This is a genomic window from Pseudomonas sp. MAG002Y, from assembly GCF_019400845.1.
GTDB classification, from domain to species: Bacteria; Pseudomonadota; Gammaproteobacteria; order Pseudomonadales; family Pseudomonadaceae; genus Chryseomonas; species Chryseomonas luteola.
Map to the genome: position 1 here is coordinate 91,218 of NZ_WOEJ01000010.1, position 14,877 is coordinate 106,094.

Genomic DNA, 14,877 nt, shown 5'->3' on the forward strand with positions numbered 1-14,877 from the left:
AAGAGTCCGGTTAGGACCCAACGGAGCAGGCTGGGACTGATTTTATGCTTGAGCAACCCTACGCGCCTCGCTGTCTGGCTAACAAAATAATGAAATAGACTCCACACAGAACGGACGCCACGATGCCTACCGGCATCTGAAGCGGATAGATCATGACGCGGCCTATCCAGTCAGCGACAAGCATCAATACGCTACCCAGCGTGGCGGCGAGTAAGAGTTGAGGCAGGACTTTCCTGGCACCCAGGATGGCTGCAATATGCGGTGCCAGCAGGCCCAGAAAGGCGACCGGCCCCATTACGCTGGTCACGAGCGCACACATCAGCGAAACCAGAACCAGTAGCACGATACGTAGGTGCGTCAGATTCAGGCCGCGACCAAGGGCCACGCCGTCACCTATCGAAATCAGCGACAGGCCTCGATGGAACAGTAGACTGACCCCTCCGATAAGCAGAACGCCTACGCAAAGTCCGACAGACTGGCTGGCCGAAACCCGGTAGGTCGAACCTGCCAACCAGCCCATGATGGCGAAGGAGTCTGCTGTCCCCTTGGCCAGGGCAAATTGAAGGATGGCGTCCAGCAATGCCATCAGGGAGATACCTACCAATGCCAGCATGCCCGGTGCATATTGGTGCCGGCGACCAAACAGAAGCAGCACAGCCAAGACCAGCATGCTCCCGGCAAAAGCCGCCAATGGCCCGCCTGCAGTCTGGATAGTCCCACCCATGACAAACGCACTTATGAGAAGGGCAAGCGTTGCTCCGGCGGAAAGGCCAAGAATATCCGGACTCGCCAAGGGGTTGCGCAGCAGACGTTGAAGAATGACGCCTGCAATCGCCAGTCCGAATCCTGCCGAGGCAGCCGTTAGCGTCCGCGGCCAGCGAAAGGACCAGACGAGGGAGGAGGGCCAGTTCAACTGCCAGCCTTGGGCGCCCGGCGCCAGGCATAGGGTCAGTAATGCAATCACCAAGGCAATGCCCAGAATAATCACCCAGCCTGATGTGGTGATTCTCCGGTCGCTATTGCCTGGGAGCATCAGTCCACGCTGATCTTCTGCCGACATTTTGCGGCGCGAAAGCCATAAGAGTGCCGGTGCACCTATCAATGCGGCCGCGGCTCCGCTGGGAATCAGGTTGATCGTCCATTGACTGGCGAGCACAGCCAGTGCATCGGTTGTCAGCAGTAGAACAGCTCCCAGCAGCGTGCTGTATAGCAGTTCATCAAAGGCGGTACGAGCGCCGAACAACCGCGCAAGATTAGGTGTGAGCAGACCAATGAATCCAATCAGGCCGACCGCGGTAATGGAAACGGATGTGAGCCACAGTGAGGCGAGAAACAGCATCAGCATAACCGGCCATAAACTCATGCCGCGTGCTTGTGCACCTTCACTGCCCAGGCGCAGCAGGGTCAACGGTCGCTGGGCAAAGGCCAGGACAAGCAGACCGACCGCCAGCTTGGGCAGCAGCCAGATGACCCATTGCCAGTCCATTTGCGCCAGATCGCCAGCACCCCAGAGGAAAAGATTCCGGGCGTACTGATCGTTGAGCAATACGAGCCCCGAGGCCAGCGCTCCTAGAAGAAGATTCATGGCCATACCGGCCAAAACGATTGGAAGACCAGCAATACCAGATCGCCCTGCAATCAACAGGACAATCCCTACTGCAGCCATTGCGCCCAGTAGCGCGGCCCATTCACCATGATCGGCAGCCAGGGTTGGTGCAATCAGCGTGGCACAAACCAGTCCCAACCATGCCCCTGAGGCCGATCCGATAGTCATGGGTGAAACCAGACGATTTTGCGTCAATTGCTGAAGAAGACTGCCTGATAAGCCCAACGCTGCCCCAACCAGGAGACCCATTACAACCCGCGGCAGAGCCGAGTCACGGAATTGCAGCAGCGTGAAATCCTGGCTGACTGCATCGAACAAGGCATGCCACTGCTGACCTAACGACAGCGGTGAAGCAATCTGCAGGTGTACGAGCAGTACCAGAAGCAATGACAGTAGCGTGAGCGGATAACGCAGAAGACCTGGTGCAGTAGATAACATGGTTCTGGACGGGACGCCCGTCCCGGTGCGGGTAACGTGCATCTTCAGGCAACAACCGCAATCTTGCGCTGCGCCGCAGGCTGCTCAATGAGTTGAATATCGATCTCGTACAGCTCGGATAGCAAACGACTGGACAACAAGGCCTGTGGCGTCCCGTCAAAGAACAGCCGACCCTGCTTGAGGGCAACGATACGGTCGGCATAACGTGTAGCCAGATTGATGTCGTGCAGAATGACGACAATTCCGCGTCCGGTCTTCTGGTTCAGCTCATGTAAAAGGCCCATCAGCTCATACTGGTGAGAGAGGTCCAGGGCCGATGTGGGTTCATCCAGCAGAATCAGTGGCGATTCTTGGGCTAGCAGCATCGCAATCCAGGCCCGTTGCCGTTCGCCGCCGGAAAGGGTGTCGGTCAGGTGATCGGCATAATGTGCCACATCGGTTTGTTGCATGGCTCGCTCGATGATCGTCAGATCTTCACGCTGCCAGCGGCCTAACAGACCGCGCCAGGGAAAACGGCCCAGGCGCACCAGTTCACGTACTGTAAGCCCGGCGACTTCCGGCAACCGCTGAGGCAGAAAGGCAATCAGCCGCGCAAATTCCCGCTGGCTCAACCGTGCGATGGGCTGGTCGTCCAGCTCGATCCTGCCACTGTCGGGCACGGTCTGACGCGCCAGCAGGTTCATCAATGTCGACTTGCCGGAACCGTTATGCCCTAGAATGACTGTCAGCTCATTTCCGGCAAGCCGCAGCTGGTCCAGACTCAGAATGAGTCGTCCGCCGCGGTTGACGCGGATATCAGTGAGTTGCAGCTTCAAGGGTTAACTCCTGTCGTAAACGGGCAATGCGCTCTTCCTGCTTGAGCTTGGGGCAGGTGCTGCATAATTCGCCATCTGCGCGGCGGAAGTGTTGGCAGCAGACCTTGCGCCCAAGCGCCAGCCGCTCTTGTCCGTCGTCAAGCGCAATGCAGATCAGCTCGCTGTTGTCCTTGAGGCCCAGCGCTTCTAGCCACATACCTTCCAGCACACGCATACGGGTGTTGCATAGCGTTTCGCGCAGGTTGTTCTGCACATAGAGAAGGGCTGCCAGTACACAGTCTGCTGCCAGACGGCGGGCCATTTTCGGGTTGAGCTTGAAAACCGTGCCTGCTTCTTCCAGCTGCCGTTCGCAAAGGTTCTGTAATTGCTTGGCGGCGACACGAATCAATGTGTCCTGGTCGGCGATATAGGGACAATGATCATGCAGGTAAAACCCTGCCACGAACCCGTGGTGCACGCGCTGGGCAAACTGATCGAGAGAAGGAATACATCGACCGAGGTGGACACCCAGAATCGTCAGGTAGATCGGCTGCCAGACCAGGAGCGTCCAGCTACGCGCTGACCAGTAATGGGGGCCGGCCTCCGGATGGGCCTGCTGCCAGTGGTCATAAAGCGCTGCAACGCGCACATGATTTTCGGCACTGCCGCAGGTGAGGTCATCCGGGCCTGCAGGGCCTATCGTTCCCTTGAGCCCTAAATAGGAAAGGGCGGAAAGATCCAGCAGGCGGGTAAGATCGGTCTTTACCTGAATCGTCATACGTCGGACCCAGAACGAGGTTGGATGTCATCTCCCGAACGCCTGGTTCGGCCGTTCGGGAGGACATGCTCGGAAATGCCGATTTAAACACTTAAATACAAATGCATCAAATTATCATTAGCAATCCAGGTGTCACATTTCGCTAGATTGCGATGAGCGGAACAGGGTGAGCGGTGGCAGAGGGTTGCCACCGCCTCAACCATTTACGCCTTGACTGCTGTTGTAGCCTTGTTGGGCGCTTTAACCAGTAGCGGAAAGAGAACTGCCGTGAGCAGCAGGCCGGCTGCGCCTACCCAGAACGGCGTAGAAAGCGTGAAATGGCTGACGAGAAGCCCAGCGCCATAGGATGAACACATGACACCCAGACTTTGGAAAAAATTGACCTTGCTGAAGTCCACAGCATATGCCTCGGGCTTGCTCATCTCGAACATGAGCGCATCCAGGCGCACCGTGACCTGATACAAGGCCCAGCCGAACAGCAAACGACCTCCTAGGATGGCCACTTCGTTTTCAATGCCCTGAATGAAAATACCGCAGACGCCAAGCAGCAGGGCGGACAGTATACCTTCCCAGGCATGGCCTTGTTGGCTGGCTCGCTTGCTCCACCAGAGTGCGACTAGCGCTACAGCGCCTGGCAGCGAATAGACGAAGCCGGTGACGAGCTCATTTTCCAGAGCGGAAACCTGTTGCCAGTAAACCGAGAAGAACGGTCGAATGACATAGGCACTGAAGTAGAACAGCAACATGATCAGACAGAGCTTGTAAATGATCAGGTGGCTACCTGGTTTGGCGATAGGCACTTCGGTTGCAGACTGTTCCGGGGTTTCGCTGGAGGCTGGAGCTTCTCCCGAAGCGGGAGGCTTGTCTCGCATCAGACGCATACAGATTGCCATCTGAATGAAGTCGCCCAGCGCCATGATCAGGAACACTTCGCCCATTTCCAGCGCCTGGAGAACCAGCCCGCCCACAGCTGCGCCAAAGATGGCTCCGAAATGCACCACCACCGACAAGGTGCCAATGGTTCGCGTGTGGCTTTCCTTGGCTTCCAGACTCATCACATAGGGATACATCAAGAGATAGCTGCCCTTGAAGACCACCATGCCTAGTGAGACAACCCAGAACAAGGGCAGGGAGTCGATGGTATAGCAGCATACGCTGAGCAGCCCCGCAGCCAGCTGTGTCCAGATCAGGATCCGGATAGGATGCACGCGCTTGGCCAGCTTGGCCCAGAGAGGAAAGGCAAACATGACAACAACGCAAATAGCAGCCAGGTAGGCACCGACCTGCTCGGGACAAGGATCGTCAAAACGGCTGGCAAAGTACTGCGGATAAAAGGGAATGAGCATGTTATCGCCAATGACTGCCAGAGCCGTCATGGCAATGAGGCAAAAACGTAAATTCATAGCGAACGGGCTCAGCCAGCTGAAAAGGCCGCAAATCATGCATGCGGATCAACAAGAAAGCGACTGTTTGATTATGCGTATTCTTTGCATTCTCGATTACAAGCCGTTACAAGCATCGAAAGCGATATAGTCATGCATTAAATATGTTTATCGTTTAAAAGCACTGATTGGCTCGGAACAGCGCCAAGTGATCTCGGGCCACCTCGGTTAATAGGCTGCTCCAGCTGTTAACCGAGGTGGCCCGACAAGCAGTGACCAACAGGCCATGGAGGTTAGTATCTAACCTTCATGGCTTCTGAACTTGCTCAAGAACCGTTGCGTCCGTTCTTCCTGGGGATTGGCAAACAGCGCCTTAGCTTCTCCTTGTTCCACGATCACGCCCTGATCGACAAACAGCACGCGATGCGCCACGTCACGGGCGAAGCTCATCTCGTGCGTCACGATTACCATGGTCCGCTGCTCATCGGCCAAGTCACGAATGACTGTCAGCACCTCACCGACCAGCTCAGGATCAAGGGCTGACGTGGGCTCATCAAAGAGAATAACGTCGGGCTGCATCGCCAGCGCACGGGCAATGGCAACGCGCTGCTGCTGTCCGCCGGATAGCCGTCTGGGATACGCATCTTCCTTGCCCGCCAAGCCTACTTTCGCCAGTAATGCCCGGCCCCGGGCTTCGGCGGATTCCCTGGCCTCCCGTTTGACCACAATCGGCCCTTCAATCACGTTTTCCAGAGCCGTACGATGAGGAAAAAGGTTAAAACTTTGAAATACGAAGCCGGCGCGTTGGCGGAGCGTCCGAATCTGGCTCTGCTGCGAGTTCAGGTTCTGACTTGCATCAATAGCGATATCTGCAACGCGGATACGGCCTTTATCGGGCGTTTCAAGAAGATTCAGGCAACGAAGCAGGGTGGTCTTGCCGGAGCCACTGGGGCCAATAATGGCAACGACTTCGCCCGCTGCTACATCCAGATTGATCCCCTTGAGCACCGGCTGGCCATTGAATGACTTGGTCAGGTTACGTACTTCAATCATGACTCAACGCTCCTGATCATGCCGGTTTACCCGATTTTCCAGCGTGTTCTGCAACGCCGCCAGGGTGCTGGCCAGAACCCAGTAGATCAATGCTGCCGTTAGATACATGCTGAAGATTTCAAAGGTACGCGCTGTAATGAGTTGCGCCTGACGAAACAGCTCCGGTACTTGAATGACGGCTGCTAGTGACGTGTCTTTTACTAGGGAAATAAAACTGTTACCCAATGGTGGAAGCGCCGTACGGGCTGCTTGAGGAAGGATAGTCCTACGCAGTGTCTGTGTCCGTGTCATGCCGATGCTGGCAGCTGCCTCCCATTGTCCACGATCAATCGACGCAATGGCGGCTCTGAGAATTTCACAAACATAGGCGGCCATATTTAGCGAGAAGCCTACAAGCGCGGAAGGCAGAGCATCCAGTTGAATGCCTATCTCAGGCAAGCCGTAATAGATCATAAACAGCTGCACAAGCAGTGGGGTGCCTCGAAAGAAGGACACGTATACCCGCGCTACTGCACGCACTACCATGTTTTGGCTAAGCCGCATCAGCGCCAGAAAGAACCCCAGCACCAGCCCGAAAAACATGCCGCCCAGACTGAGTAGTACAGTCCAGACAGCACCTTTGAGCAGAAACGGAAGCGAATCCAGTATCAGTTGAAGGCTGGATTCGCTCATTGAGTGACGTCAGCCTTGAACCACTTCTGTGAGAGCTTGGCCAGCGTGCCATCAGCTTTCATCTTGGCAATGGCCTGGTCGATGGCGGCATGGAATTCAGGATTTCCCTTGCGCTCGGCCACGCCCGACTCCTGGCGATTGAACGGTTCGCCTGCCGGTACAAACTGGTTGCCGGTTTTGGCAGCCATTTCAAAGGCAGCCAGTCGGTCTACCAGAACGGCATCGATCCGACCTACACGCAGGTCCTGAAACTTGGTTGGGTCGTCTTCATAAGTGCGAACATCAGCCTGTGGTACGTTTTCCTTGAGCCATTGCTCATAATTGGTACCAAGACCAACACCCACCTTCTTGTTGGCCAAGTCTTCCGGCTTCTTGATGGTGTCCTGCGCGTTCTTGCGAGTCATTGCCTGGACACCGGAGACCGTATAGGGCGTCGAAAAATCATATTTTTTCTTGCGCTCTTCGCTAATGGTGACCTGATTGATCACCACATCCAGACGCTTGGAATCCAACGCGGCCAATAAACCATCCCATTTGCCCGGCTGGATTTTTGGCTGTACGCCCATTTCTTTGGCCAGCGCCTGGGCAAACTCGACTTCAAAACCGGTCAGCTTGCCGTTTTCATCCTGGTAACTGAAAGGAGGGTAAGTACCCTCAAGCCCAACCACCAGCGTACCGCGCTGCTTGACTTCCTTTAACAGGTCTTCTGCATGGGCATTAACGGAGATACCGAGTGCCAGAGCCAGGCTTGCAAACGTGAAATAACGACGCAGAGCGGTTCTCATGTTCTTATTCCATAACGTAAGGATTTAGAACTATAAGATTACACAAGTGGGCTAATAAAATAGCTTCCGGCGCTATAGATATAGCAAAAAGCTTTAATCAGGAAATTAGCGTGCGGCTGATCAGGTGCAGCCGCAGCGGGGAAAGTACCGTTTAACTCAAGAGCAATCAGCCAAGATTGGCTTCCAGCTCAACGGCTTCCTCAGTCTCTTCCGAGATTTTCTGTCTGATGCCGCGCGCCAGTTCGAGAAAATCGTCACGCTGCATGTCCAGCGATGCCAGAGCACATTCCAGGTCTTGCTTAACTGTCATTTCCGCTTGATCAAGCGACATAATGCAACCTCAGTCCTTTTCCTGTTTGGATATACAGTATTCCAAGCGAAGCGGTACGACAAGCAAAAACAGGATAGACGGTCTTCGGTTTTTTAACTGTGCGAGTCTTCGCACTCCTATTTCTGGTACGGCGCAGCAGGTCAAAAGGGCGTTGATCAAACCATGAGCCGTCGTCGCTGTCTTGCATAAAAGCCGTCCCATAAACTCTGCGGAGAGACAGTACGATGTCATTCAGAGCAAGACCTGTTCATGAACGTAGAGGACTGCTCAGAGCAACTCTGCTGGTCAGTGCCCAGTTGTTAATAATGGGAATAGAGTCAGCCAAGGCTCAGGAATCCTGGGATTCGGGGGACGGTGGCGTTTCAACGTTCTATCGGTGGGATAAACCTATTCCAACCGCTGCAGGTGAGTTGCTGCGCAGTGAGCCACTTCCCCCACAAAATCGGTTGGAGGATGCAGAAGGGCAGTTTCGTATTCTTTACACGTCAGTGAGCGGTCTGGACAGCTCGCCCATTACGGTCTCTGGTCAGTTGTTCGTTCCCAAAGGGCAACCGCCTGAGGGAGGGTGGCCGTTGCTGGCGTGGGCTCATGGAACAGTAGGCGTAGCCGATGTCTGCGCGCCGTCCTGGAATGAAGCACCAACCGTTTACAAAGATTACTTGAATCGCTGGCTTAAGCAGGGTTACGCCATTGTCGCGACGGATTATGAGGGGCTTGGCACGCCCGGTTTGCATCCCTACCTGACCAAGCGCTCCGAGGCCTACGGTGTGCTCGATAGTATCCGCGCCGTTACGGATGGACGATATCCCATCGCCAACAAGGTGATCGTGGCAGGACAGTCCCAAGGGGGCGGAGCGGCCTTTGCGACGGCCGGATTTGCCAAGGAGTATGCGCCGGAGCTGGATATCAAGGGCACGATAGTCACAGGTATACCGTATCTGACGGAAAGAACGATGACCGTCTCGGGGGTAGATCCTAACCAGGTGGATCCCGGCATTGCCTATATGTTTTACGTAGCGCTGGTTGCCCATCAGAGGCAGCCAGTAACCGATGCTTCGACGCTGTTTACGCCAAAAGCCATGCCGTTATTCGAAAAGGCCGCCCGCTTGTGTGTGGGCACCTTGGCACGAGAGGTCATGCAGGCGGGCCTCACTCAGGCTAATACGGTTCAACCCGAGGCGGTAAAGACGATGGCCAAGATTCTTTTGCCTCAATATCGCTTCAATACCTTGAAGCTGGACCAGCCCTTGTTTGTCGGAACCGGCGATGCGGACCGGGATGTTCGTCCGGAGGGGCAGCAGCTACTGGTTCAGGAGGCCTGCAATGCCGGTACGACAATTGAGGCTCATGTATATAAGGGCGAAAGCCACTCAGGGGCTTGGCTGGTCTCTCAAAAGGATGCATTGAGCTTTGCTCACAAAGTCATGACAGACGAGCCCATTGTCTCTACATGCCCTGCCAAAAGCACAACCTCTCCCTAAATTACGACCTGTTTTTATCCAATAACGGCATCAGGTCTTCTGCTTATGAAATTAGTTTTCATGATCAATTGATAAAACCTCGCTTCGGTGTATGTTGCTTTCAAAAACCAGGCAAGGGAATCGCTGTGAAGCCTCACCATGCTGCATCTGAACAAGTCAATGGACTCGGAAAGGGTCTCGGTTCGTTAGCGGGTACTGTCTCTACCCAAGAAGTTGCCGCCTCGGGGTGGGATATCTTGAAGGAGGACGTGAGTCTGCCTGTTGCGGTACTGCGGGAGCAGCGTATCGAGCATAACCTGCAGTGGATGAAGCAGTTCATGGAGCGATACGGCGTACAGCTTGCGCCGCATGGTAAAACCACCATGAGCCCGGCATTGTTCAAGCGGCAAATGGAGGCGGGGGCTTGGGGTATTACGCTCGCCACTGCACCACAGGTTCGCGTAGCGTTTACCCACGGGATACGGCGTGTGCTAATGGCCAATCAGCTGGTTGGCAAAGCCAATATGGCCCTGATTGCCGATCTGCAAGAGGCCGATCCCGGTTTCAGCTTTTGTTGTGTGGTTGATTCCTCTCAAAACGTCGAAAGCCTAGGACGTTATTTCAGTGAGAGAGGTCAACGCCTTCGGGTTTTACTCGAATATGGCGTATCAGGCGGTCGTACTGGCGTGCGTAATGAGGAGCAGGAAAGGGCAGTGCGAGACGCCATTTCACGCTGGCCGCAGGCACTGGCCCTGGTAGGGATTGAGGTCTACGAGGGGGTCCTGAAAGAGGAGGCCGAAATCCGTGATTTTCTTAAGCAAACCGTAGCAAGGACGCGTGCCATAGCTGATGAAAGCGGGTTTGCCGAGCCTCGCATTATCCTATCAGGCGCTGGGTCTGCCTGGTTCGATCTGGTTGCCGAGGAGTTTGCGCTTCCTCAGACGGGGCTGCCTTTGGATATTGTGTTACGCCCCGGCTGCTATCTCACCCATGACGTAGGTATCTACAAAGCGGCCGAGGCACGTATTCAAGCCAATAACCCTGTTGCACAGGAAATGCAGCGCAGCCTTCTGCCAGCCTTGCAACTTTGGGCCTATGTGCAATCACGACCCGAGCCGGGCCGCGCCATCATTGCACTGGGCAAGCGTGATGCGGCGTTCGATGCCGGTTTCCCTGTTCCCACGCTGCATTTTCGGCCCGGTCATTCCGCCTCTCCAATGGAGGCGCCTGCAGCCTGGAAGATCAGCGCCATGATGGATCAGCATGCCTTTATGGACGTACCACCCGAGGCGGATCTGCAGGTAGGGGACATGCTGTGTTTCGATATTTCTCATCCATGTCTCACGTTCGATAAATGGAAGCAGCTCCTCCTGGTAGATGAGCAATACCGCGTCACCGGAGCTGTTGCCACCTACTTCTAACAATGACGTTATGCCGTCCAGCCATGGACGGATTCAGGCACGAGGAATGCTCGATGACGCCTTCTACCGGGTTCTGGCTTCTGATCTATGCCGTAGTGGCCATCATTGCGTTGATTGTCTTGATTGCGCGGTATCGGCTGAATCCCTTTATCGTGATTACCCTGGTATCGGTAGGACTGGCTCTGGTCGCCGGTATGCCAGCCAATACGATTGTTGCTTCTTATGAGGCCGGCGTCGGTAAGACGCTTGGGCATATCGCCCTGGTCGTGGCATTGGGCACCATGCTCGGCAAGATGATGGCCGAGTCAGGCGGCGCAGAGCAGGTCGCTCGTACCCTGATTGCCAGGTTCGGCGAGCGCAATGCCCATTGGGCGATGGTCTGCATTGCCTTTCTCGTGGGGCTGCCCCTGTTTTTTGAAGTGGGCTTCGTGCTGCTGGTTCCTATCGCCTTTACCGTGGCCCGCCGTGTAGGTGTCTCTATCCTGATGGTAGGCCTGCCTATGGTAGCGGGGTTGTCGGTTGTGCATGCGCTCGTTCCGCCGCATCCTGCTGCCATGCTGGCCGTGCAGTCCTATCATGCCTCGGTAGGGCAGACGCTCTTCTATGCGGTTCTCGTAGGTATTCCGACGGCTATTCTTGCCGGACCGGTCTACGCCAGGTTCATCGTTCCAAAGATTCAGTTACCAGCCGAAAACCCACTGGCCGAGCAGTTTACCGAGCGTGAGCCTCGTAAACAGCTGCCTGGTTTTGGCGTCACAATCGGTACGATTATCCTGCCCGTTGTGCTGATGTTGATGGGTGGCTGGGCCAACCTGATTTCAACGCCGGGTAGCGTCTTCAATCAGTTTCTGCAATTTATCGGCAACTCCGTGATTGCACTGCTGGTTGCCACATTGGTGAGTTTTTGGACGTTAGGGCTGGCTCAAGGCTTCAACCGCGATGCGATCCTGAAATTTACCAATGAGTGCCTGGCTCCAACGGCCACGATCACATTACTGGTAGGCGCTGGTGGAGGGCTCAACCGAATCCTTATCGATGCCGGTGTAACCACTGAAATCGTTGGACTGGCCCGGGAATTCAACCTGTCACCCCTGATGATGGGGTGGCTTTTTGCTGCGCTGATGCGCATTGCCACCGGCTCGGCCACGGTCGCCATGACCACGGCTTCAGGCATCGTCGCGCCTGTTGCGTTAGGGTTAGGCTATCCACACCCTGAACTGCTGGTTCTGGCTACCGGGGCAGGGTCGGTCATCTTTTCCCATGTAAATGACGGCGGGTTCTGGTTGATCAAGGAGTATTTCAACATGACGGTAACCCAGACGTTCAAGACGTGGACCGTATTGGAAACCTTGATTTCCATCATCGCCTTTCTTCTGACATTAGCGTTGGCGGCTGTACCGTAATGGATATTCTGTATCAAATCCGCGCACGTCTCGAGCATATGAGTGCAGGCGAACAACGTATCGCTCGTCTGATCCTGGAGGATGTGCCGTTCGCAGCCAGCGCCAGCCTGGACGAGCTGGCGACACGGGCTGAGGTCAGTAGTGCGACCTTGTCCCGCTTTGCCCGCAGCGCAGGGTGCAAGGACTTGCGGGACCTGCGCTTGCAGCTGGCTCAGGCCAGCGGTGTTGGAGCGCGGTTTCTGGGCCGAACACACGCACCGGAGCATTCTGCATTCTTTGGCAATATCGTCAGTGACATCGAAGCAACGCTTCGCCAGCATCTGGCCTGTTTCGATGAGCAAACCTTTGCACAGGCGGTTGCACTTGTTCATGAGGCACGCATGGTTTACGCCTTTGGTATGGGCGGTTGCTCCACGATCTTTTCGGATGAACTGCAGTACCGGCTGGTTCGGCTGGGATACCCCATAGCGGCTTATCACGATCCGGTTCTGATGCGCCTGACAGCGGCCACGTTGAGCCATGACCAGGTTGTAATTGCCTGCTCGATGACAGGCATAACGCCCGAACTCGTCGAGTCGTTGCGATTGGCCAAGGGGTACGGCGCTCGCATTCTGGCCATCGCACCCGAAACATCGTCGGTCGCCCAACTGGCCGATGTCGTACTGCCGCTGTTTCTGGCTGAAACAGACTTTATCTATAAACCTACCGCCGCCCGCTACGGAATGATGCTTGCCGTGGATATTCTGGCTACTGAGCTGGCATTGAGCGCACCTGAAGCGAATCAGGAACGCTTGCGGCGCATCAAGCTCGCCATGGACGACTACCGTGGCGGCGATGAGCGATTGCCGCTGGGAGACTAGCAATGCCAACCTACGATGCTCTTATCCGCAATGCACAGGTGATCGATGGCAGCAACTTGCCGGGTTATCAGGCGGATATCGCTATACAGAACGGTCGAATAGAACAGATAGGATGCATAAGTGGGGCAACGGCAACCCATGAGGTTGACGCCGCGGGGAGGGTGCTTTCACCGGGCTTCATTGATGTTCATACCCATGACGATACCGTGGTGATCCGTCAGCCGGAGATGCTGCCCAAGCTAAGCCAGGGTGTAACGACTGTTATCGTAGGTAATTGTGGCATCAGCGCTTCTCCCGTCAGCTTGAAAGGCGAGCCGCCAGATCCCATGAACCTGTTGGGGCCAGCAGCGGCCTTTGTCTATCCGACGTTCGCCGATTACAAGTCAGCCATCGAACAGGCGCATCCGGGGGTAAACGTTGCTGCCCTCGTTGGGCATACAGCACTGCGCAGCAACCATATGGATGACCTTTATCGTACGGCAACGCCTGGCGAAATTGCTGCCATGCGGGCTCAGCTACGTGAAAGTCTGGAGCAGGGCGCGCTGGGACTTTCCACAGGACTCGCTTATGCCTCGGCCTATGACGCAAGTACCGACGAAGTAATGGAGCTGGCCTTAGAGCTGGACGCCTACGGAGCGGTATATACCACACATTTGCGTAGCGAATTCGAGCCTGTACTAGAGGCCTTGGACGAAGCGTTTCGTATCGGTCGTCATGCGAAGGCGCCCGTTATCGTCTCGCACCTCAAATGTGCCGGTGCAGGCAATTGGGGACGTAGTCCACAGCTTCTGGCGGCGTTGGAGCAAGCAGCACGGGATCATCCAGTTGGGTGCGATTGTTATCCTTATTCGGCCAGTTCCTCAACGCTGGATCTCAAGCAGGTAACAGCTGATTTTCGCATCACCATTACCTGGTCTACACCCTATCCTGACGTGAGCGGCCGTGACCTGAGCGACATTGCAGCGGAGTGGGGCGTATCGCTACTGGATGCCGCTAAACATCTGCAGCCAGCCGGCGCGGTGTATTACGGAATGGATGAAAACGATGTGAGGCGTATTCTGACTCATCCGCTGTCGATGATCGGGTCAGACGGTCTACCCGAAGACCCATTCCCGCACCCTCGCTTGTGGGGCGCTTTTCCGCGAGTACTGGGGCATTTCAGTCGAGACGTGGGCCTGTTTCCCCTGCATACCGCGGTGCACAAGATGACCGGGCTTTCAGCGGCCCGTTTTGGACTCCACGAGCGCGGATTGATCAGAGAAGGTTATTGGGCGGATCTGGTCCTGTTCGATCCCAGAACCGTGCACGATGCCGCTGACTTCAAGACACCCAAGGTCGCTGCAGAAGGGATCGATGCGGTTTGGGTAAATGGAATCCTGTCGTATTCAGCTAAACAACTGACTCCCCATAGAAACGGTCGCTTCCTTTCCCGGCAAGGTGACCTGCGTACACACTTTAATTAGGAGGATGACATGTCAATCAAACGTTACGGTGTTGAGGGTGGTAGCGGGACAGGCGGGCAGCACCTGCCGTTTGCGCGCGCTGTTGAGGCTGATGGATGGCTCTACGTCTCGGGCCAGACCCCTATGGTCAACGGAGAAGTGGTCGAAGGCGGCATCGTCACTCAAACGCGCCAATGCCTGGATAACGTCATGGCCATTCTCAAGGAAGCCGGCTACGGCCCGGAGCATGTGGTGCGTTGCGGTGTATGGCTGGATGATCCTCGTGACTTCATGTCGTTCAACAGGATCTTCAAGGAATATTTTGGCGAGCATCCGCCTGCACGCGCCTGTGTAGTATCGAGCATGGTGATTGACTGCAAAGTCGAAGTGGATTGCGTCGCCTACAAAAAACCGGAATAAGGCCTCCGCTCCCGGGTCAGAGTGTTTGATCG

General features: G+C 55.5%; 14 protein-coding genes. 6 read left to right on the plus strand and 8 right to left on the minus strand.

The genetic code is table 11. The annotated features are described in order from the left end of the window. Nucleotides 1-58: 58 nt before the first annotated feature. The 8 genes from fhuB to GM154_RS15530 all read right to left on the minus strand — a co-directional run bounded on the left by fhuB (nt 59) and on the right by GM154_RS15530 (nt 7,839). Nucleotides 59-2,044, minus strand: coding sequence for a Fe(3+)-hydroxamate ABC transporter permease FhuB (gene fhuB / locus GM154_RS15495; protein ID WP_219652703.1), 1,986 nt, complete (start codon nt 2,042-2,044; stop codon nt 59-61). Nucleotides 2,045-2,088: 44 nt separating this feature from the next. Continuing rightward, entirely contained in the window at nt 2,089-2,859 is a 771-nt protein-coding gene (locus GM154_RS15500; protein WP_244322578.1) for an ABC transporter ATP-binding protein, read from the minus strand. Beyond that, complete coding sequence (locus GM154_RS15505) at nt 2,840-3,616, minus strand: siderophore ferric iron reductase (protein ID WP_219652704.1); 777 nt, start codon at nt 3,614-3,616, stop codon at nt 2,840-2,842. Before GM154_RS15505 ends, GM154_RS15500 begins: the two co-directional genes overlap by 20 nt. A 203-nt stretch (nt 3,617-3,819) precedes the next feature. After that, entirely contained in the window at nt 3,820-5,019 is a 1,200-nt protein-coding gene (locus GM154_RS15510) for an MFS transporter (protein ID WP_219652705.1), read from the minus strand. A 279-nt stretch (nt 5,020-5,298) separates the two neighbouring features. Continuing rightward, complete coding sequence (gene tcyN / locus GM154_RS15515; RefSeq protein ID WP_219652706.1) at nt 5,299-6,051, minus strand: L-cystine ABC transporter ATP-binding protein TcyN; 753 nt, start codon at nt 6,049-6,051, stop codon at nt 5,299-5,301. A 3-nt stretch (nt 6,052-6,054) separates the two neighbouring features. Next, nucleotides 6,055-6,723 carry a cystine ABC transporter permease gene (tcyL, locus tag GM154_RS15520; protein ID WP_219652707.1) on the minus strand — a complete coding sequence of 223 codons (669 nt, stop codon included), beginning with the start codon at nt 6,721-6,723 and terminating at the stop codon, nt 6,055-6,057. Continuing rightward, entirely contained in the window at nt 6,720-7,508 is a 789-nt protein-coding gene (gene tcyJ, locus GM154_RS15525) for a cystine ABC transporter substrate-binding protein (protein ID WP_219652708.1), read from the minus strand. The genes tcyL and tcyJ overlap by 4 nt, the downstream gene beginning before the upstream one ends. Nucleotides 7,509-7,674: 166 nt before the next feature. Beyond that, complete coding sequence (locus GM154_RS15530) at nt 7,675-7,839, minus strand: hypothetical protein (RefSeq protein ID WP_010798332.1); 165 nt, start codon at nt 7,837-7,839, stop codon at nt 7,675-7,677. Nucleotides 7,840-8,063: 224 nt separating this feature from the next. On the opposite strand from GM154_RS15530, the gene GM154_RS15535 reads away from it, so the two are divergent. From GM154_RS15535 to GM154_RS15560, 6 genes are all read left to right on the plus strand, one after another. Next, complete coding sequence (locus tag GM154_RS15535; RefSeq protein WP_258019862.1) at nt 8,064-9,320, plus strand: lipase family protein; 1,257 nt, start codon at nt 8,064-8,066, stop codon at nt 9,318-9,320. A gap of 248 nt (nt 9,321-9,568) precedes the next feature. Beyond that, nucleotides 9,569-10,720, plus strand: a complete 1,152-nt coding sequence (locus GM154_RS15540; RefSeq protein ID WP_216822612.1) for an amino acid deaminase — start codon at nt 9,569-9,571, stop codon at nt 10,718-10,720. Between the two features lie 53 nt (nt 10,721-10,773). Further along, complete coding sequence (locus GM154_RS15545; RefSeq protein ID WP_219652709.1) at nt 10,774-12,123, plus strand: gluconate:H+ symporter; 1,350 nt, start codon at nt 10,774-10,776, stop codon at nt 12,121-12,123. Next, the gene (locus tag GM154_RS15550; RefSeq protein ID WP_219652710.1) at nt 12,123-12,983 is read left to right on the plus strand and encodes a MurR/RpiR family transcriptional regulator; all 861 of its coding nucleotides are present in this window, start codon (nt 12,123-12,125) and stop codon (nt 12,981-12,983) included. Before GM154_RS15545 ends, GM154_RS15550 begins: the two co-directional genes overlap by 1 nt. A 2-nt stretch (nt 12,984-12,985) precedes the next feature. Next, entirely contained in the window at nt 12,986-14,446 is a 1,461-nt protein-coding gene (locus GM154_RS15555) for an amidohydrolase family protein (RefSeq protein ID WP_219652711.1), read from the plus strand. A 9-nt stretch (nt 14,447-14,455) separates the two neighbouring features. Beyond that, the gene (locus GM154_RS15560; protein WP_010798326.1) at nt 14,456-14,845 is read left to right on the plus strand and encodes a RidA family protein; all 390 of its coding nucleotides are present in this window, start codon (nt 14,456-14,458) and stop codon (nt 14,843-14,845) included. Nucleotides 14,846-14,877: the final 32 nt, after the last annotated feature.